This window comes from Eggerthella sp. BIOML-A1 (assembly GCF_009875595.1).
Taxonomy (GTDB): domain Bacteria; phylum Actinomycetota; class Coriobacteriia; order Coriobacteriales; family Eggerthellaceae; genus Eggerthella; species Eggerthella lenta.
In genome coordinates this window covers 69,793-89,603 of the sequence record NZ_WWRZ01000006.1, presented here as the reverse complement: position 1 = coordinate 89,603, position 19,811 = coordinate 69,793, and the positions used below count along the sequence as shown (strand labels likewise).

General features: G+C 62.8%; 15 protein-coding genes and 3 tRNA genes. 8 read left to right on the top strand and 10 right to left on the bottom strand.

Annotated elements, in window-relative coordinates; all coding sequences use genetic code 11:
- Positions 1-2: 2 nt before the first annotated feature.
- Positions 3-1,439 carry a sensor histidine kinase KdpD gene (locus tag GT590_RS08320; protein WP_009304199.1) on the top strand — a complete coding sequence of 479 codons (1,437 nt, stop codon included), beginning with the start codon at positions 3-5 and terminating at the stop codon, positions 1,437-1,439.
- A 12-nt stretch (positions 1,440-1,451) separates the two neighbouring features.
- Here the strand turns inward: GT590_RS08320 and GT590_RS08315 are convergent, their stop codons facing one another.
- Positions 1,452-2,306, bottom strand: a complete 855-nt coding sequence (locus tag GT590_RS08315) for a DegV family protein (RefSeq protein WP_009304198.1) — start codon at positions 2,304-2,306, stop codon at positions 1,452-1,454.
- Positions 2,307-2,472: 166 nt separating this feature from the next.
- Here GT590_RS08315 and GT590_RS08310 point away from each other — a divergent pair, with 166 nt between their 5' ends.
- Positions 2,473-3,018, top strand: coding sequence for a DUF1836 domain-containing protein (locus tag GT590_RS08310; protein ID WP_015760852.1), 546 nt, complete (start codon positions 2,473-2,475; stop codon positions 3,016-3,018).
- A 94-nt stretch (positions 3,019-3,112) separates the two neighbouring features.
- A complete protein-coding gene (locus tag GT590_RS08305; RefSeq protein ID WP_021410140.1) occupies positions 3,113-5,125 on the top strand; it encodes a sodium:proton antiporter in 2,013 nt (670 codons plus the stop codon).
- A gap of 39 nt (positions 5,126-5,164) precedes the next feature.
- Here the strand turns inward: GT590_RS08305 and argS are convergent, their stop codons facing one another.
- Positions 5,165-6,892 carry an arginine--tRNA ligase gene (argS, locus tag GT590_RS08300; RefSeq protein WP_015760854.1) on the bottom strand — a complete coding sequence of 576 codons (1,728 nt, stop codon included), beginning with the start codon at positions 6,890-6,892 and terminating at the stop codon, positions 5,165-5,167.
- Between the two features lie 206 nt (positions 6,893-7,098).
- On the opposite strand from argS, the gene GT590_RS08295 reads away from it, so the two are divergent.
- Positions 7,099-7,554, top strand: a complete 456-nt coding sequence (locus GT590_RS08295; RefSeq protein WP_015760855.1) for a GNAT family N-acetyltransferase — start codon at positions 7,099-7,101, stop codon at positions 7,552-7,554.
- A 174-nt stretch (positions 7,555-7,728) separates the two neighbouring features.
- On the opposite strand, the gene GT590_RS08290 is transcribed toward GT590_RS08295, so the two are convergent.
- The 4 genes from GT590_RS08290 to arcA all read right to left on the bottom strand — a co-directional run bounded on the left by GT590_RS08290 (position 7,729) and on the right by arcA (position 12,897).
- The gene (locus GT590_RS08290) at positions 7,729-9,339 is read right to left on the bottom strand and encodes a YfcC family protein (RefSeq protein ID WP_009304190.1); all 1,611 of its coding nucleotides are present in this window, start codon (positions 9,337-9,339) and stop codon (positions 7,729-7,731) included.
- Between the two features lie 184 nt (positions 9,340-9,523).
- The gene (arcC, locus tag GT590_RS08285; RefSeq protein ID WP_114526325.1) at positions 9,524-10,477 is read right to left on the bottom strand and encodes a carbamate kinase; all 954 of its coding nucleotides are present in this window, start codon (positions 10,475-10,477) and stop codon (positions 9,524-9,526) included.
- Positions 10,478-10,501: 24 nt separating this feature from the next.
- Positions 10,502-11,497: an ornithine carbamoyltransferase gene (gene argF / locus GT590_RS08280; RefSeq protein WP_009304188.1), complete on the bottom strand. Its 996-nt coding sequence runs from the start codon at positions 11,495-11,497 to the stop codon at positions 10,502-10,504.
- Positions 11,498-11,679: 182 nt separating this feature from the next.
- The gene (arcA, locus tag GT590_RS08275) at positions 11,680-12,897 is read right to left on the bottom strand and encodes an arginine deiminase (RefSeq protein WP_009304187.1); all 1,218 of its coding nucleotides are present in this window, start codon (positions 12,895-12,897) and stop codon (positions 11,680-11,682) included.
- Positions 12,898-13,437: 540 nt separating this feature from the next.
- On the opposite strand from arcA, the gene GT590_RS08270 reads away from it, so the two are divergent.
- Both GT590_RS08270 and GT590_RS08265 read left to right on the top strand, forming a co-directional pair.
- Positions 13,438-13,513 (top strand) — tRNA-Arg (locus GT590_RS08270).
- A 287-nt stretch (positions 13,514-13,800) separates the two neighbouring features.
- Entirely contained in the window at positions 13,801-14,043 is a 243-nt protein-coding gene (locus GT590_RS08265; RefSeq protein ID WP_009304186.1) for a glutathione S-transferase N-terminal domain-containing protein, read from the top strand.
- 218 nt (positions 14,044-14,261) lie between these two features.
- Here GT590_RS08265 and GT590_RS08260 read toward each other — a convergent pair.
- Positions 14,262-14,335: transfer RNA gene (locus GT590_RS08260), tRNA-Gly, on the bottom strand.
- Between the two features lie 76 nt (positions 14,336-14,411).
- Here GT590_RS08260 and ligD point away from each other — a divergent pair.
- Positions 14,412-16,880, top strand: a complete 2,469-nt coding sequence (gene ligD, locus GT590_RS08255) for a DNA ligase D (RefSeq protein ID WP_114538370.1) — start codon at positions 14,412-14,414, stop codon at positions 16,878-16,880.
- A 7-nt stretch (positions 16,881-16,887) separates the two neighbouring features.
- On the opposite strand, the gene GT590_RS08250 is transcribed toward ligD, so the two are convergent.
- The gene (locus tag GT590_RS08250) at positions 16,888-17,451 is read right to left on the bottom strand and encodes a DUF4256 domain-containing protein (protein ID WP_114538371.1); all 564 of its coding nucleotides are present in this window, start codon (positions 17,449-17,451) and stop codon (positions 16,888-16,890) included.
- 281 nt (positions 17,452-17,732) lie between these two features.
- Between GT590_RS08250 and GT590_RS08245 the strand changes: the two genes are divergently transcribed.
- Positions 17,733-17,809, top strand: a tRNA-Pro gene (locus GT590_RS08245).
- Between the two features lie 115 nt (positions 17,810-17,924).
- Here GT590_RS08245 and GT590_RS08240 read toward each other — a convergent pair.
- Positions 17,925-19,064, bottom strand: coding sequence for a hypothetical protein (locus GT590_RS08240; protein WP_086414495.1), 1,140 nt, complete (start codon positions 19,062-19,064; stop codon positions 17,925-17,927).
- Between the two features lie 128 nt (positions 19,065-19,192).
- On the bottom strand, positions 19,193-19,798 hold the full coding sequence (gene rdgB / locus GT590_RS08235; protein ID WP_114513129.1) for an RdgB/HAM1 family non-canonical purine NTP pyrophosphatase: 606 nt from the start codon (positions 19,796-19,798) through the stop codon (positions 19,193-19,195).
- Positions 19,799-19,811: the final 13 nt, after the last annotated feature.

Below are 19,811 nucleotides of genomic sequence, written 5' to 3'. Positions count from 1 at the left end.
TCATGGGCCGCGCCCCTCGCACATCTGCTCGAGACCGTCGCACAAGGCGACCGGCGGGCTTCGCGCGCTTCTTCACCAAGCAGCTGCTGCTGTTCGTGGCGCTGGCGCTGCTCATCGTGGTCATCGACTTCTTCCTGTACGCCGTCATCGCCTACCGGGAATCGAACTCGAACTTCAACGACGGCACGCCCGCGTCCACGACGCGCGCAGTCGACCAAGCTCTCGAGCAGGATGCCGACGGCTCATGGACGCTTGGGGAGAACGGCCTGGAGGCGCTCGGCCAGCAGGACGCCTGGGCGCTCGTCATCGGGACGGACGGCGCGGTGGCCTGGTCGCAGGACAAGCCGGAGGACGTGCCCGACCGGTTCAGCGTGAACGACGTGGCGATGGCAGCGCATTATGCGGCCGTCGCCGACTATCCGGCGTTTTTCTGGGATCGGGACGACGGCCTGCTGGTCGTGGGTTTCCCGAAGAACGAGTTCTGGACGATGACGCTCACCTACCCCGCGTCGACCGTGCGCAACTTCCCGCTGTACGTGCTGCTGATATTCGCAGTCGACCTCGGGATCTTGTACACCATCTACGCGGTGTCGCGTCGCCGGACGCAAAACGCCGTGGCTCCCATCGCCGAAGCGCTCGACGCGCTGTCTGACGGGCGCGCGGCCGAGCTGCACCTCAAAGGGGATCTGCGCGACATCGGCGACCAGATCACCGAGACGAGCGCCGTCATCGAGCAGAAGGACGCCGCGCGCGCAAGCTGGATTCGCGGCATCTCCCACGACATCCGCACGCCGCTGTCGATGATTCTCGGCTACGCCGACGCGCTCGTGCAGGACGAGGGCGCAGCCGAAGAGGCGCGCGCAAGCGCGCGGGTCATCAGAGCGCAGGGGCTCAAGATCAAGGACCTCGTCACCGATCTCAACACCGCCTCGCAGCTGGACTACGACATGCAGCCGATGCGCCTGGAACGCGTGCATGCGGCGCGCCTGCTGCGCACCGTGGCGGCCGCGCATGCGAACAGCGGGCTGGACGAAGCGCATCCTATCGAGCTCGACATCGCAGAGGACGCGCTGAACGCGGTGGTGCTGGGGGACGAGAGGCTGCTCACGCGCGCGGTGGAGAACGCCATCTCCAACGCGCGGCTGCACAACGAGCAGGGATGCACGATCAGCGTCGAACTGGCGCTGCGAGACAACGCGTACTGCACGATCCGCGTGAGCGACGACGGTGCTGGAATCGCGGCTGCCGACCTCGCCGCGCTCGAAGCGCGCCTCGCGCGCTCGCGCACGGCGCGCAGCGCGGCTGGGTCGTTCAACCGCGATCACGGCCTGGGGCTCGTTCTGGTCGACCGCATCGCCCGCGCGCACGAGGGATCGCTCTCCCTCGACGGCGCGCCGGGCGAAGGCTTCTCCGTGACCCTCGCCCTCCCGCTGGCGTAGCGACGGAAGGGTTTACGCTCCGCAGACGCCGATGCCGATGAGGCCGGGGCCGGTATGCACCACGAGCACGGGGCTGATCTGCCCTTCGTACCAGGCGTCCACGTTGTGCACGCGCTGCTCCAGCTCGTGCTTTACTTCGGCCGCCTCCGCAGCGGCATCGCCGTTCACCACGGCCATCGTGCAACGCGGATACCGCGCCGCTGCCTCCTCGGCGCAGCGCATGGCCTTCTTCAGCGATTGACGGCGACCCTTGGCCTTCGCCACGGTGCAGTACACGCCCTTCTCGTTGCAGGTGATCACCGGGCGCATGTCCAGCAGACTGCCCACCGCGTACGTCACGTTGCCTATGCGGCCGCCCTTATGCAGGTATTCCAGCGTGTCCACGCAGAAGAACACCTTCGTGCTCTCCACGATGCGCTCGCTGTCGCGTCGCAGGTCGTCGAGCGTGGCGCCGTCGGCCAGCCTGCGCGCCACCGCAAGCGCGACCAAGCCCGCGCCCATGCCGATGTTCTTCGTGTCCACGATGCAGCAGTCCAGCTCGGGCATCCCGACGGTGATCGATCGCATGAGCTCGCATGTGGCCGACAGGCCGCTCGAGATAGTGACGATGACGGCCTGCTCGTAACCGTCGTCCACGACGCGCTGCAGCACCTCGCGCGCAATCGCAGGAGTCGGCGTGGACGTAGTGGGGATCTCCTCGGAGAAGCGGTCGTATACCTGTTGCGGCGTGATGGTCACTTTATCGAGAAAGCTCTCGCGTTCGTAGTTCACCTGCAACGGCACGACGTACATGCCGTACCGCTCGACGTCCGCCGGCGGCACGTCGGTGCACGAGTCGATGACGAGAGCGATGCGAGAGGTGTCCATGCGACCTGCTTTCGTTCGTCCGGGCATCGCCCGGGTTACTATCTAGTATCAATAACTAGATTATTGGTTGAAACGTACTATGTCAAGCAGTTCTAAAGATTGACTCCAAACGGTCGCCTTGCTATGCTCGTTTTGTTTCCTCCGCACGCGCGCGAAAGGCTCCTTCATGAACGACGCATCCGTCAGCACATCGACCTATGCCGAGCATCTCGTCTCCCTGCACCTCCCTCGCTACGACGAGATACCCTCCATCGACCTGTACATGGACCAACTGGTGGGTTTTCTCGAAGACACGCTGGCTCCGCTGTACCAGCCCGGCGAGAAGATCATCACGCGTTCCATGGTGAACAACTACGTGAAGCAGGGCGTGCTGGCATCGGCCGCAGGCAAGAAGTACACGCGCTCCCACATCGCATACCTCATCGTCATCTGCACCCTTAAGCAGACGTTCTCCATAGCGGAAATCGACCGGCTCATCCGCATGCAAATCGCCAGCTTCGACACGCGCGTGGCCTACGACTACTACTGCGATGCGTTCGAAGCCGCGCTGCGAGCGTTGTTCGCAGCCCTTCCAACCAGCCCGAAAGGCCTGATGAGCGGAGAAAATGAGGGGGATTTCGAGCGGGATCTGGTGCTGGCTTCCACGGCGGCTGTCGCCTACACGCTCTACATCAAAGCGAGCATCGCCGTAGCGGGCGGGCGGCCCAAATAACGCCTTCCGCTCATTTCGTGCGCAAAGCCGAGCGGATGCGACCGGCTCGGTTACAATAAAAGGGTTGATCCCATCCCAACGAATGGAGGAGCCCTTGGAAGCGCTCATGCTCGCCCTGCTCTTGCTGGCGGCCGTCCTCGTCTCGTCGGTCATCGACCAGCTGGTGCCCAAGATCTCCTCGCCCCTCATACAGATCCTGCTTGGCCTCGGCATCGCGCTTCTCGCTTCCTCGCAAATCAAGATCGAACTCGATGACAAGCTGTTCCTCGTGCTGTTCATCGCTCCTTTGCTCTACGACGAGGCCAAGAACATCGACAAGGCATCGCTGTGGCGCAACCGCAAGCCCGTGCTGTCGCTGGCCATCGGACTGGTGCTTGCCACGGCGCTCGTCGTGGGGTTCGCCGTCCACTGGCTCGTGCCGTCCATCAGCTTGTTCGCCGCTTTCGCGCTGGGCGCGGCGCTCGGCCCGACCGATGCCGTGGCGGTAGCGTCGCTTTCCAAGGAAACGAGCATCTCCTCACGTTCCAAGAGCATTCTCGAAGGCGAGTCGCTCATCAACGACGCCTCGGGCATCGTGGCGTTCCAATTCGCCATCGCAGCCGCCGTCACCGGCACGTTCTCCCTCGTCGACGCCACAGCCGACTTCCTGTTCAGCTTCTTCGGCGGTATCCTCATGGGCATCGCCCTGGGCTACCTGGGCAACTTCCTAGTGCGCAAGGTTCGCTCGTGGGGCCTGGAGAACACGACCTTCCACGTGTTGTTCGAGGTGTTCACGCCGTTCATCGTGTACCTTGTGGCCAACGCGCTGCACACGAGCGGCATCCTGGCCGTGGTGGCGGCAGGTCTCGTGAACGTCATCTCGCCGCGCATCATCGGGCCGTCCATCTCGCGCATGAACATCGTCTCGACAAGCGTCTGGCGGGTGCTGTCCTTCGCGCTCAACGGCGTGGTGTTCGTGTTGCTGGGCACGCAGCTGCCGCTCGCCTTTCAAGGAACATGGGAAAGCACGGCCGTTTCGAACGACAAGCTCATCGCGTACGTGCTGGGTCTCGCCTTCATCGTGATCTTCGCACGATTCGTTTGGGTGATGGCCATGGAATGGGTGCACAGCCGCGCCGAACGCGCAGATCGCCCGTTCGGGTTGGAGAACGTGCGCACGGCTGCCGTCATGACCCTGGGCGGCCCGAAAGGAGCCATCACGCTGGCCGTGGCGTTCACCATATCCTACGCGGTGCCGCAGCGCGACCTCATGATATTCATGGCCTGCGGCGTGATCGTAGTAACCCTGCTTCTGGCCACGTTCGTCGTGCCCCTGCTGGCACCGAAGAAGCCGCCCACCGACGAGGACCTGCGCTGCGACGAGACCGAGGTGAGCATCGAGATACTGCGCACCGTCATCGAGGACTTGGCCGCGCGCCAGACCGCCGAGAACCGTGCGGCCACGCAGATGGTGATCCGCTCCTACAACGACCGCATCGCGCGCATCAAAAGCCGCAACGACATCGAGGACGAGCCGAACACGGCCCTGCGCCTGCAAGCGGTGCGCTGGGAGCAGGAGCTCGCGCTCAAGCTCATCGACGACGAGGAGATCTACCCCATCATCGGCTACCAGTACCTCAGCCGCCTCGCCCGCATCGAGAACATGCTGAAGCATCATCGAGGCCGCTGGTCGGCTCAGAACTTCATGCTGCGCCTGCGAGCCATAGCGCGCTCGGGATGGCACCGCATCGTCGCCGGACTGCCCGGCATCAACGTCACGGAACGCGTGCAGGCCATCCGCGATCTGCAGATGCAATGCGCCGAGCACGTGGTGGAGCGCCTGCAGCAGAAGCTGGCCTCCCCCGAATCGGACGAACCGGCCGAGGACGTCAGCACGCTCTTGCTGGAATACCAGCGTTCCATCACGGCCTTGCGCAATGCCAACCCGTCCATCACCGCCCTCACGAACACGGCAAGCAAGGCCCAAGACATCGAACGCTACGGCTTGCGCCTCGAGCTCGAGCAGATCCAAGCGCGCTACGAAGACGGCGACCTGTGCCGATCCTCGTACAAGCGCCTGCGCGAGAATGTCGCCCTGATGCAGGTCGACCTGGAGGACAACGTATAAAAAAGGCCGCCCATCGGGCGGCCTTCCTTCGAACGAAACCTACATCTTGGCCGGAGCGGAAACGCCCAGCAGGTCCAGCGTCTTGGCCAGCACGATGCGCGTGGCGTCCACGAGGGCAAGACGCGCGTTCGTCACAGCCTCCTCCTCGCCGATGACGTGGCAGTTCGTGTAGAACGAATGGAACAGCGAGGCCAGATCCTGAGCGTAGTGCGTCAAACGGAACGCCGCGCGGTCGCGAGCCGCCTGAGCCACGAGCGGGCCGAAGTCGTCCATCTTGCGCATCAGCGCCAGCTCGGACTCGTGCGTGAGCGGCGAGAGGTCCACGTTCGCCGGGATCACCTTCGAGGCCAGCTCGTCCATCGACATGTCGCCGTTCGCGGCCGCTTCGGCATCGGCCGGGTCGGCCGCCTTGCGCAGGATCGAGCAGATGCGCGCGTGCGCGTACTGCACGTAGTACACCGGGTTCGACGCGTCCTTCTTCTTCGCCACCTCGATGTCGAAGTCGATGGGCTGGTCGGAGGACTTCGCCAGCATGAGGTAGCGGGTGGCGTCCACGCCCACCTCGTCGATGAGCTCCTCGAACGTGATCATCTCGCCCGTGCGCTTCGACATGCGCACGGCCTCGCCGTCGCGGAACAGGTTCACCAGCTGGCCGAGCATGATCTCGAGCGCGCCGGGCCAGCCCCACGCGGCCAGCATGGCCTCGCAGCGGGCGATGTAGCCGTGGTGGTCGGCGCCCCAGATGTTGATGAGGTGGTCGAAGCCGCGCTCCATCTTGTTGTAGTGGTACGCCACGTCGCTCATGAAGTACGTCATCTCGCCGTTGGCCTTGATGAGCACGCGATCCTTCTCGTCGTCGAACGCGCTGGACCTGAACCAGGTGGCGCCGTCCTCGACGTAGATGTAGCCCTTCTCGTCCATGGCCTTGAGGCTGCGGTCCACCGCGCTCAAGCCGTCCTCATCGGGCACGTACAGCGAGCGCTCGGAGAACCAGCATCCGAAGGTGGTGCCGAACCGCTCGGTGACGCGGTGCTGCTCGGCCAACTCGTAGGCATAGGCGCGCTCGCGGAAGTTCTCCATGCGCTCCTTCGGGTCGGCATCGAGCCACTTGTCGCCGTCCTCATCGATGATGGTCTGCGCGATATCCTTCACGTAAGAGCCTGCATAGCACGCCTCGGGCATCTCCACGTCGCGGCCCAGCAGCTGCTGGTAGCGCACGGCCACCGACTCGCCGAAGTTGTCCATCTGCGTGCCGGCATCGTTGATGTAGAACTCTTCGAACACGTCGTAGCCCGCATGGCGCATGACGCGCGCCGTGGCATCGCCCAGCGCGGCCCAGCGGCCATGGCCCACGTGCAAGGGGCCGGTGGGGTTCGCCGAGATGTACTCCAGGTTGATCTTGCGCTCGCCCTCGGGAATCTCGCCCTTGCCGAAGTCGTCCTTCTCGGCGCGAGCCGCCGCCACAACGCCCTGCAGGACGGCGTTCGCCAGACGAATGTTGATGAAGCCGGGGCCGGCGATGTCGACGGAAGCGATCATGTCGTTCTCGGGCAGGTGGTCGACGATGATCTGAGCGATCTCGCGAGGATTCTTCTTGGCAAGCTTTGCCGAACGCATGGCGACGGTGGACGCCCAGTCGCCGTTGCTCTCGTCGCGCGGGCGCTCGAGAGCCGCCTCGGGAGCCTGCTCGAGCGTGAGCGTTCCGTCCTCGCACGCGGCCGCGACGGCCGCGTCGATCAGCTGTTCAAGTTGTTCGCGAATTTGCATGGTACGCATCTTTCCTTAGCGGATGGGTCTTTCGTTTACACGTCTCACGATTCTACCATGTTCCCGAGCGTTTGGGGCACGCAGCCCCCACGCGTTTCACTCGAACGCCCGTTATGCAGAAAACATACACACGACCTCGGATAATCTCCGTTTCGTTGCGCACATATGGTACAGTGACCCAGCAACCGACGAGAGAAAGGACCGGCATGGAATTGCGATTCGAGCATGGGAACTTCGATGACGCGCGCATCGTACGCACACGCGTGTTCATGGAGGAACAGGGTTTCCAGGACGAGTTCGACGACATCGACGACGATCCGCGCACCATCCACGTAACGCTTTACGACGCAAACGCCCTTGTCGGCTGCGCACGCACCTTCCCCGATCCCGACCGCCCCGATCAGCCGGGTCGCTGGGTGTTCGGCCGCCTGGCCGTGCTTCCCGAGGCGCGCCGCGGCGGCTTCGGGGCCGCGCTGCTGGCCGAGTCCGAGCGCCTGGCGCGCGAGGCCGGCGCGACCGAAATGCACCTGCACGCCCAATGCCGCGTCACGCCGTTCTACGGGCGTATGGGCTACGCGCAGTACGGTCCCGTCGAGCTGGACGAGCACGTCGAGCACATCTGGATGGAGAAGCTCCTGGATGAGACAGGGGGACGGGGCTAATGTCTCATTCCGCAAGCATACCGCATCCGTATCGACAGGGAATGAGGCATTAGCCCCGTCCCCCTGTCTCATCCCCCCCCCGTCTCATTCCCGCACGCGAAAAAGGATCCCCCGCCGAAGCAGGGGATCCTCGAAACGCGTCGGTTCATTGCGGCTATGCCGCGGGTTGCACGCTTACGCGGTGCCCGGGATAACCATCATCGCAACCGTCAAGATGATCACGCAGGCGACGCCCAGCACCACGAACAGCTTGCCGCCGAACTTCAGCCATGTGGAGTATTCCACCTTGGCCAGCGCCAAACCGCCCATGATAGCACCGCTCGTCGGGGTGAACAGGTTCACCAGGCCGTTGCCGGCGCTGAAGATCATGATCATGACGTCGGTCGAGAAGCCCAGCGAGTTCGCCAGCGGGCCCATGATGGGCATGGACACCGTGGCCATGCCGGACGACGACGGGATCAAGAACGACAGCACGATGTACAGCAAGAACGACATCGGCGCGAAGATGACCGCCGACAAACCGTTCAGAGCGTTCGCCGCGTTGTTCAGGATCCACATGTCGAGACCGGTCTCGCCCATAAGCACGGTGATAGAACGAGCCATGGCGATGATCAGCACGACGCTCATCATATCGGCGGTGCCGTTGATGAATGCCTTGACGAAACGGCTCTCGGACACGCCGCCCACGATACCGATGATGATAGCCATGATGAGGAACCAGGTGGAAGCCTCATCGAAGTACCATTGACCCAACGGCAGACCCGTCAGGAACGCGGACCAACCCTGGGAGATCTCTTCTTCGGCTGTGACCGTGCCGGTCACATCGCCGTCGAACGTAATCTCGCCACCAACCTTCTTGTCGGTCCAAGCCGCGGAGATGTCGTCGCCGCTAACCTGCGTGGTGACCTCTTCCGTCGCCGCACCGGCATCGAACACCTCGACGCCGAAGTCGCCCCAAGGGATGAAGCCGACGATCATGACTACGAACGTCAGGGCGAACACGATGAGCGTCCACTTCTGACGACCCGTCATAAGCTTCTCGTTCGGGTTCGCCTCAGCGGTTTCAGCTTCCTGCTGAGCCTCGCCGAACTCGGCCTTCATGGTTTCCTGTTCCTGCAAGGACAGGATGGTGGAACCCTTGTTGGCCTTGACCTTCTTCGCGTAGCGCATGACGAAGACGATGGAGATCGCCAGCGTCACGAGCCACAACACCACGCCCAGCAGGATGATGGTGCCCTGGTTGATCACGATGCCGGAAGAGCTCAAAGAGTCCACGGCAGCGCCGACGGCAAACGGGTTGACCGTCGAACCGAGCACGCCGCAACCGGCACCCAACAGCACGACCGCGGCACCGACAACGCTGTCGAAGCCTGCGGCGACCATGGTGGCCGCGAGCAGCAGGTAGAACGGAACCGTTTCCTCGCACATACCGTACGTCGTACCGCCGATGGAGAAGATGAACATCAGAATGGGAATGAGGATGAGCTCATTGCCCTTGAGCTTCTTCACCAGCGCTGCGATACCGGCGTCCAGCGCGCCCGTTTCCGTGACGATACCCAGGAAACCGCCCAGGATCAACACGAACAGACAAACAGGCAGGGCGTCGGTAAAGCCCTTGACGGGAGCCGTGGCCACATTGGCGACCGTGGCGCCTTGGACCCCTTCCACACCGGCCAGCGACATCACTACCGTGACCAGCGCCAGCACGATCAGGATGATCAGCAGGATGGTAAACGATGATATAGATCGCTTTTTCTTGCTCTTTTCTTTTGCTTTCTCGGTCATAACAACCCCTCCTAATTATGAGGATCGAGTCGGATATTTTGGCGAACGAGAAATTTTCAAGCGGATCAGTGGAAGCGTAACCGCAGACCGCTGTACCCCTGTTGCGGTGGCATGCGCCGAAACGCATGCCACCGCCCATCGTGCGGAAGCTGGGGGAAGCCTTCCGCTCACACGCAAAAAAGCTTTACGCCGTGATGACGGTGCCCGTCTTGCCTTCGATACCGGCAGCGGCGCACTCGAGCGACGTGATGAGAGCCTTGCCCTCGGGGAACGCGCGCACGTACTCGATGCACGCCTCCACCTTCGGGAGCATGGAGCCGGGGGCGAACTGGCCCTGGGCGATGAACTCCTCAGCCTCGGCAATGGTCATCGTGTCGATCTCGGCCTGGTCGGGCTTGCCGAAGTTCACGCAAACCTTCTCGACAGCCGTCAGGATGACCAGCATGTCGGCGCCGAAGTCGGCGGCCAGCTTGGCGGAAGAACGGTCCTTGTCGATGACCGCGGGAACGCCCTCGTACAGGCCTTCCTTCTCGAACACCGGCACGCCGCCGCCGCCCGTGGACACGACCACGTAACCGCCGTCCATGAGGTCCTTGACCGCGTCGAACTCGACGATGCGCACCGGCTTCGGCGAGGCGACGACCTGGCGCCAGCCGCGGCCCGCGTCCTCCTTGAACGTCCAGCCCGTCTCCTCGGCCTTGGCCTTGGCCTCTTCCTCGGTGAGGAAGGCGCCAACCGGCTTCGTGGGGTTCTGGAACGCCGGATCCTCGGGATCCACGACCGTCTGGGTCACGACGCACGCCGTAGAACGGTTGATGCCGCGATGCTTCAGGTCGTTCAGGATGGCCTGGGACAGCTGATAGCCGATGTAGCCCTGGCTCATGGCGCCGGCCTCGGGGAACGGCATCTCCGGGGTCTTGCCGTCGTTGGCGGACGCGTACGCGAACGCGTTGTTGATCATGCCGACCTGGGGGCCGTTGCCGTGGGAGACCACGACGTTGATGCCCTCTTCGACCATGTCGACGATGTTCTTCGCCGTCGCCTTCACGAGCTCGAGCTGCTCCTGGGGCGTGTTGCCCAGAGCGTTGCCGCCGAGCGCGATGACAACCGACTTACCTTCACCCTTCTGATAAGGCATGTTTGTTCACCTAGTCTTTCTGAGTTAGGAGAGCGTCGCGTACATGACGGCCTTGATGGTGTGCATGCGGTTCTCGGCCTCGTCGAACACCTTGGACTGCTTGGACTCGAACACGCCGTCGGTGACTTCCATCTCCGTGACGCCGAAGCGCTCGGCGATGTCGGCACCGGTGGTGGTGTTGGTGTCGTGGAACGACGGCAGGCAGTGCAGGAAGATGGCGTCCTTGCTGGCCATGGCCATGACTTCCTCCGTCACGCGGTAAGGCTCGAGGAGCTTGATGCGCTCGGCCCACACCTCGTCGGGCTCGCCCATGGACACCCACACGTCGGTGTAGATGACGTCGGCGCCCGTGCAGGCATCCTTCACGTCTTCGGTCAGCTTGATCGTGCAGCCGTTCTCGGCGGCGATGGCCTCGCAGGTCTCCACGAGGTCGGCGGCCGGCATGTTCTCCTTGGGGCCGCAGGCGACGAAGTTCAGGCCCAGCTTGGCGCACACGACCATGAGCGAACGAGCCACGTTGTTGGCAGCATCGCCCATGAACACCAGCGTCTTGCCCTTGATGTCGTAGTTGAAGTTCTCCTGAACCGTCAGGATGTCAGCGAGCATCTGGGTGGGATGCCACTCGGTGGTCAGGCCGTTCCACACCGGCACGGAAGCGCCGGCAGCCAGCTCTTCCACGTCGGACTGCGCGAAGCCGCGGAATTCGATGCCGTCGTAGAAACGGTCGAGCACGCGGGCGGTGTCCTCGATGGACTCCTTCTTGCCCATCTGGGAGCTGCCCGGATCGAGGTAGGTCACGCCCATGCCGAGATCCATGGCGCCGACCTCGAACGCGCAGCGCGTGCGGGTGGACGTCTTCTGGAACAGCAGGACGATGTTCTTGCCCTCGAGGTAACGATGGGGGGTACCGGTCAATTTCAGGTTCTTGAATTCGCGGGACAACTTCAGCAGGTACTCGATTTCCTCGGTGGTGAAGTCGAGGAGGCGCAGGAAGTCGCGACCGCTCAGGCTAGTAGGCATAGATCATTCCTTTCAACGTTGCTTACAGAACAAAACAAAATACGCACCGGCGGATAGAGCCAAGTTTCCGTCCGCCCCTTTTCGAACGCCAGGGCCGCGTTGCACGGCCCCGGCAATCCGGAAAAGGCAAGGGTAGCTCTCATAGCACTCGTGCGCATGCAGCTGCGCACGAGCTTGGTACCTTAGTCCTCGCGCACAAGCGGCATGCTCATGCAGCGCGGGCCGCCACGGCCGCGAGACAGCTCGGCGGAGGGCATCTCGAGAACCTTGAGGCCCTTCTCCTTGAGCAGCGCGTTCGTCACGTCGTTGCGCTCGTACACCACGATGGTGCCCGGCGCGATGCACAGCGTGTTCGAGCCGTCGTTCCACTGCTCGCGCTCGGCCGCGATGCGGTCGCCGCCGCCGCAGGGAATGAGCTCCACGGGGTTGCCGACGTACTTCTCGAGGATGTCCTCGAGCTTGCCGCTCATCTCCTTGACCTTGATACCGTCGCCCTCGGCGGTGATCTCGAAGACGGTCAGCGGGCCCATGATGCCGGGATGGATGGTGAACTTGTCGACGTCGATCTGGGTGAACACCGTGTCAAGGTGCATCATCGCGCGGTTGTTCGGGATGTTGAACGCCAGGATGGTCTCGACCGGGCTGGTCTCGTCCTCGAAGATGTTCTTCGCGATGGCGTCGATGGCGTCGGGCTCGGTGCGCTGGGAAATGCCGATGGCCAGCACCTTGTCGTTGATGTTGAGGATGTCGCCGCCCTCGATGTGGAACGTGTTGTAGCGGCTGTAGTACTCGGGAACATCCGCGAAGTCCGGATGGTTTCCGAAGATGTACTCGGCGTAGATCGTCTCGCGGTTGCGCGTGACGGAGTACATGCGGTTGATGGACACGCCGTTGCCGATGGACGCGAACGGATCGCGGGTGAAGTACAGGTTCGGCATGGGGGCGATGACCATCTTGGAGGACTCGCTGACGAGATCGACCAGGGAGTTCGACTTGTCGGTGTGAAGCTCGGTGAGGTTGATGCCCTCCATCGTCTTCATGACCAGGTCGAGGTTATCGGGGTAGTTCTCCTGCATATAGTCGAAGATGATCTTCTGGTAGCGGTCGGTGCGGATACCGGCCTCTTCGATCCACTGCTTGAGGAACTTCTCGCGCAGTTCGGGTTTCTGATCGAGGACCTCGGCCATGAGCTTCTCGAGGTACACGACCTCCACGCCGTTGTCGCGCAGAATCTGCGCGAAAGCGTCGTGCTCCTCCTGAGCGACCTTCAGAAACGGGATGTCGTCGAACAGCAGCTCTTCGAGCGTGTTCGGCGTCAGGTTCAGAAGCTCTCGACCAGGGCGGTGGAGAAGAACTTTTTTCAAGGGCTTGATCTCGCTCTTGACGTTCAAACCAGCCATAGCAACCCTCCTTTTCCTTTATGCATTTTCCAGATTTTAGGCTTGCGGAAGCGCCCGTTGCGCACCGGGCGTCCGTTCACCTCGCCAAAATCTCATGGTTCGGATCAAATTGCAACCACAAAAACGAAACAAAACGGTACCCCTCGTCATACCTCGTGGTTTTTCGGCGAATGGTCATCACCTAGCCGAGTACTATTCACAGTTTCTTCATATTTGCTTTATTGCGATAAAGTGTTGAAGTGGTCGCTGAAGCCGGTTTTCAGGGCTGGAACGTCCCATCGACTGACGTTGGGAGTGCATATTTGATTAACTCGAATGCATAAACATTCAAAAAGATGCATTTAGGATGCAATCGCTTCGCCACATGCCGATCGGATGCTGAGAGCACGAGGCGCCCCGAGCCGATACTCTTGCAGCTTTCGAGCGCAAAACGCCAGATATATGGCTAATTTTCAGTCATCGCTCCCCCGCCGGTGCGCTCTACGCATCCATCGGTTGCAGGAGGGAGTTTTACGGTATAATACCGGTGCTCGCTGAAACGCGCCCGTGGCTCAATGGATAGAGCAACGGACTTCTAATCCGTCGGTTGCAGGTTCGAGTCCTGCCGGGCGCGCCATCTTCTGCTTGCGTCGGCGCTTCGTTCGTACCTGCCTTTTTTGGCAATTTGAATAAAAAATAATTATTATCTCAAACTTTTTCCTAAAATACAATAGAAAGTTCTAAGTTAGTCACAAGGCGATGATGGACAGCTCTGTTTTCGGACGCAGGATGCGGCGTTGTCAACCGATTGGCAACATCCTTCGCAAGCTAACTCGATCTTCTTATTCGATGGCGTACTATTGAAAGCTCTATAACCTCCTAGCTCATGACTATTCTTAGATCGCACATCGAGAGGAGCTGCGCATGCCGTACATGGAGAACCATACGTTGTACTACAAGAAGCAGTGCCCGTTCTGTCAAAAGGTTCTACGCTTCATGGACGACAACAAGATCACGATGGACACGCGAGACACCTTGCAACCCGGCAACCAGAACGACCTCGTTCGCATCGGGGGAAAGAAGCAGGTCCCCTGCCTCGTCATCAACGGCAAGCCCCTCTACGAATCAGACGACATCATCGCCTACCTGCGCTCGACGAACGCTTAGCGCCGCTTTCATAGCACCTGCGCCATCGACCGTCCGCACTCGCTGCGGGCGGTTTTTTCATGCCGAGGCCTTTTGCAGCTCGTCCCTCCCCCGATCCACCGGGAGCACACGCGTCGACGAGACGCCGAACAGGCGGTAACGATGCGCAATCAAGTCGGGCGCGGCACCGGCCGGCAAAGAAAAGGCCGTGCACACTGGATGCACGGCCTGCGAATTCGTGGAGCGGGTGACGGGAATCGAACCCGCGTCATGAGCTTGGAAGGCTCAGGTTCTACCATTGAACCACACCCGCGTTTTGCGCGGCGACTATTGTACCGCAAGTTCGCCCGATGCGAGCGAAATTATCCGAGAAGAACCACGAGGTGCCCATGACCTCCCCTTTGGACGACTACAACCGCAAGCGCAACTTCGACCGGACGGCCGAGCCGCCCGGCACCGCAGCGCCGCGCGACGACGGCGCCGCCGGCGGGCGCAACGGGCGCCTGCGCTTCGCGGTGCAGCACCACCTGGCCTCGCGCGACCACTACGACCTGCGCCTCGAATGGAACGGGACGCTGCTGAGCTGGGCCGTTCCCAAAGGTCCTTCGTACAACCCCCGCGATAAGAGGCTGGCCGTGCGCGTGGAGGACCATCCGCTGGACTACCGCACCTTCGAGGGCACCATCCCGCAGGGAGAATACGGCGGCGGCACCGTCATGCTGTGGGACGAAGGCTGGTGGGAGCCGCTTTTGGACGTGGAGCGGGGGTTGCGCGAGGGCGACCTGAAATTCGTGCTGCACGGGCATCGCCTGAAAGGGGCCTGGGTGCTCGTGCATATGAAGCCGAAGAAGGGCGAGCGCGACGTGAACTGGCTGCTCATCAAGGAGAAGGACGACTACGTGCGCGCGGATGCCGGCATCGACGGGTTCGACACGTCCGTGCGAACCGGGCGCACCATGGACGAGATCGCGCGCGGGGAAGACGAGGCGTTCGCCGCGAACCCCTTCGACCACGTGGACGTCGAGCTGGCCAAGCTGGTGAGCACGGCGCCGCCCGGCGACGACTGGCTGTTCGAGGTGAAGTACGACGGCTACCGCATCGTCGCATACGTCGAAGGCGGCCGGGCGCGCCTCGTCACGCGCAACGGCAACGACTACACCCGCCACTTTCCCGCCATCGCGCGCTCCCTGGAAGACTGGGCGGCGGGACGAGCGATGGTGCTCGACGGCGAGCTCGTGGTAACCGACGAGGCCGGAAAGACCGATTTCCAGGCGCTGCAGAACTTCCTGCGCGACCCTTCGGGCAAGCACCCCGCCTACGTGGCGTTCGACCTGCTGGCGTTCGAGGGAGACGATCTGCGCGACCGGCCGCTCGCCGAGCGCAAGGAGCTGCTGGAGTCGCTGATGAGCGACGCGCCCGACGACCTGCGCTACAGCGTGCACGTGCACGGCAACGGTGCGGACAGCTTCCGCGCCGCCTGCGAGCAGCAGCTCGAAGGCGTGGTGGGCAAGCGGGCCGATTCGCCGTACCGCGGCGTTCGCAATGGCGACTGGATCAAGCTGAAATGCGGAAACGAGCGGGAGTTCGTCGTCGGCGGATACACGCAGTCCGCCAAGCGCGTGCGCGGGATCAGCTCGCTCTTGCTGGGACAGTACGAGGGCGGCCGGCTCGCGTACGTCGGACGCGTGGGCTCGGGGTTGAGCGAAGCGGCCTCGCGCGAGCTGCTGGCCGCGTTCGAAGGCCTCAAGCGACCGGACGCGCCTTTCGCCGACGCGCCGAAGCCGCGCTCGGGCGAGCGCGTCGTATGGCTGGATCCTCAGGTGATCGTGCAGGTGAAGTTCGCCGAGTGGACCGAGGACGGCTTGCTGCGACATCCCAGCTACCAGGGCATCCGCACCGACAAAGACCCGCGCGACGTGCAGCGGGAACCCGCATCGGAACCTGACGAGCAAACCCCCGACCGATTGGAGCACCCCATGAATTCCGACAACGAGAAGAACGGCGAGCTGCGCATCGACGGCGTTCGCATCACGAACCCCGGCAAGCTGCTGTTCGAAGACCCGCCCATCACGAAGGAGGACGTGGTGCGCTACTACGCCCGCATGGCCGACCGCATGCTGCCCTACGCGTCCGGTCGCATCCTCAGCATCGTGCGATGCCCGCGCGGCGCGGACTCGGCCTGCTTCTTCAAGAAGCATCCCGGACCTTCCACCCCGGGCGTGCGCACCGTGGACATCCCCACGAGCAGCGGCGACGAGGAGCCGTACTTCTACGTGGAGGATGCCGTCGGGCTCGTGTCCGAGGCGCAGATGGACACACTGGAGTTCCATCTCTGGGGCAGCCGGGTGGACACGCTCGAACAGCCCGACATGATGGTGTTCGACCTCGACCCCGACAAAGGCCTCGACCTCGAGCAGGTGCGGCGCGGGGTGCGCGACCTGAAGGGCATTCTCGACGCCTTGGGGCTGGCATCGTTTCTCAAGACGAGCGGCGGCAAGGGCTACCATGTGGTGCTGCCGTTTCAGCCGGCGGCGTCCTGGGACGCGTTCCACGACTTCGCGCGGCGCATCGCCCAGGTGATGGCCGAGAAGTGGCCCGACCGCTACACGAGCAACGTGCGCCTGGCGAAGCGCACCGGCAAGGTGTTCATCGACTGGATGCGCAACGGGCGCGGCGCCACGAGCATCGCCCCGTACTCCCTGCGCGCCCGCAGCGGAGCGCGCGTGTCGATGCCGCTCAGCTGGGAAGAGCTGGACGAGGCGGCGCCCGACGCCTTCACGATGGACGACGCGCTCGCGCGCATCGAGGGCGACGACCCGTGGGACGGCTACTTCGACGTCGACCAGGCGCTCGAGTAGCGAGGGGCTACACGCGCAGCGAGCGGCGGAAGCCGCCCGAGGCGTAGTAGGACTCGGCGCCGTTGTGGAAGGTGAACACGCGGTTGAAGCGGCGGTCGCAGAACAGCGCGCCGCCCAGCGCGCGCACCTCGGCGGGCGTTTCGATCCAGCTCGACGTCTTGACGTCGAACTCCCCCAGCTCCTGCAGCGCGCGATACTGCGCCTCGGTCAAAAGCGCGATGCCCATCGCGGCGGCCGCGTCGACGACGTTGCCCTCGGGCTTGTTGCGCTTGCGCGCCTCCCACGCCGCGCGGTCGTAGCACAGGTTCCTGCGGCCTGCCGGGCTTTCGGGAGCGCAATCGTAGAACACGTAGGCGTCTGCCGCGTGATCGTAGGCGACCACATCGGGCTGTCCTCCCGTCTTCTCCATCGCGAAGAGCGAGCGCAGCTTGCCGTCGTCCGCTTCCAGCTTCGCCCGCACGTTCTCCCAGGCGATACCCGGATGAAGGCGTTCGTTGCGTTCGAAGCGCGCTTGCAGTGTGTCCAACAACGCGGTGCGTTGCTGGACGGTGAGAGTGTTCGCGGTTTCCATGGCAGATCCTTCGATCGCGGGCGAGTGTTTCCGCCAATAGTAGAGCGACAGCCCACTTCCGGAAGCACAGCGTGTGCAATGCGCAGCAAGCCGTTACCGGACGGCCATCCCGCCTGCATGGGCTTGAGGTCCCTCAAGGCGGTCGAGTATCCATGCGAGGCAGCTGGCGCGGCCGGCATCCCTCTTGGCACCGAAGTACGGCGGAGATCAGGTTGCCCGCGCATGATTCGGAGATGTTCTTCGGCTGAGTTCTGCTATACTAACTCCTGCCGTTTTCGCGTCGGGATGTGGCGCAGTTTGGTAGCGCGCCTGCTTTGGGAGCAGGATGTCGCAGGTTCGAATCCTGTCATCCCGACCATTTTCCCTCATGCACGCTTTTGACAAGCGAAATCGCTTCTATTGGGTGCAGATGGTTGACAAAAGCGTGCATCAAGCAGCAATTCACGCAACTTCTTCAAACGTTCGCCCCGCTTTCACCTGCAACGCGGGACGCGAGCCGCTTCGAGGATCGAACGCAAGCGCTCGGGCCGCATGAGATCGTCCCAGCCGATGCGCACGAACCGAAACCCGAGATTCCCTATGGCATTTTGCCGCTGTCGCTCTCTTTCCAAAACTTCGGCATAATCCTGCCGGTACTTCAGCTTGCCGTCGAATTCGATGACGATGGAGCCGTTGTCTCCAAGCCGCCTACATTGGAGAAAGCGCCCGAACCTGCTATCGCTTCGATAGAGGCTCTTCTGTACGGCTTCAGAGGGCCAAAGCCCGTCGACGCGACCAAGATGCCTCCCATTCGAAGGGTCGAGAATGTTGACCTGCAGATAAGGAATTTCGAAGCCAAGTTCGGCGCAACGGGCGATCAGCAACGACTCAGCCGGCGATTCGACCTGGTCGGTAAAGTACAGCCCTGCCTGCAACGCGCTGCGCACTCCGCGTTTTCTTCCATTGGCGAAGCAGAGCTGCGCGAAGGCGAGCCACAGAAGCTCGGCTTCCGGCGAAACGAATCCGGTCACGCGCGCAGCGCTGTAGTTAGCAAGGAATTCAGGTTCTTCCATGTCGAGCATGCGGATATCGAACGCAGAGCGGCTGCTCGCTTCCCCGCTCCCGGAGGTTGCAGGCTCCCATACGAGCGCTTCGGTCGTACTCTCGTCAATATCCCTGCATGCCACAAGACCGCCCTGCGCTTTCGCGGAAGAACGACGCAACAGATAATTCGCAGCCAAAAGCGCATCCGGCAAAGGAGAGGTCGAGGCGCACTCGAAAAGCGTTTGCGCTACCGGGTTCGATGGCGTCTCAAGCGAAGCCTCGTGAAAAGCGCAGCCGTCCTGCTTGCTCTTGGCGTGGCTTCGCGCGCCGCCGAAATGCAAAGGCGCTCCGCCGAGGACCGGCGCGCCCTCAAGAGCGGCTGCGGTGATCCCCCACGCTCGAAGCTTCGCATGCGTCGCAAGAAACGCCTGGGCACGAGCCCGGTATCTTCCAGAGATATCGAGCGCCGCGTACTCCTGCGCGTCCATGTACGCGCCGCGGAACAGGCGCACGAGACGATGCTTTTCCGCCTGCTGTCGAAGAGCTTGCCTGCTCATACTCGAATTCGAATGCGTGATGATACCGGGCACGTTGCCTCTTCTCGTAGTGGCGAAAGCTGATCATGCAGCTGATGCACGCTTTTGACAAGCAATCACGCGCTTTTCAGGCGGTTTCGCTTGTCAAAAGCGTGCATCAACGTAACATTGCCGACGCAGCCTCACCGCTCGCCCTGCGCGAGCTTCGCGCGCAGCTGACGGAGGGCGTTGCCGCGATGGGACACGGCGTTCTTCTCTTCGGGCAAGGCCTCGGCCAGGGTGCGGCCGTCTTCGAACATGTCAGGAAGGAACAGCGGGTCGTATCCGAAGCCGTGACGCCCTCGCTCCTCGCGGCCGATGCGTCCCTCTATCGTGCCGCGCGCGACCGTTTCGGTTCCGTCCTCGTCGATGAACACGAGCGTGCACACGAAGCGACCCGTGCGCTTCTCGTCGGGTACGTCGGCCAATTCAGCAAGCAGCTTGGCGTTGTTCGCCGCGTCGTCGCACGGCTCGCCCGCGTAGCGCGCCGAGTGCACGCCGGGCTCGCTGTCGAGCGCGTCCACGGCGAGCCCCGAATCGTCCGCGAGCACGGCCAAGCCGCCGCTGGCCGCACGAGCGGCCTGCGCCTTGATGCGCGCGTTGCCTTCGAACGTATCGGCGTCCTCGGCCGGGTCGGAGTCCAGCCCCAGCTGGCGCAGCGTGCGGAACTCCCAACCGGGAAACGCAAGCGCCGTGGCTATCTCCTCAGCCTTGTGCGCGTTGTTGCTGGCGATGACGATAGTCTTCATACGGTGAAGCTCC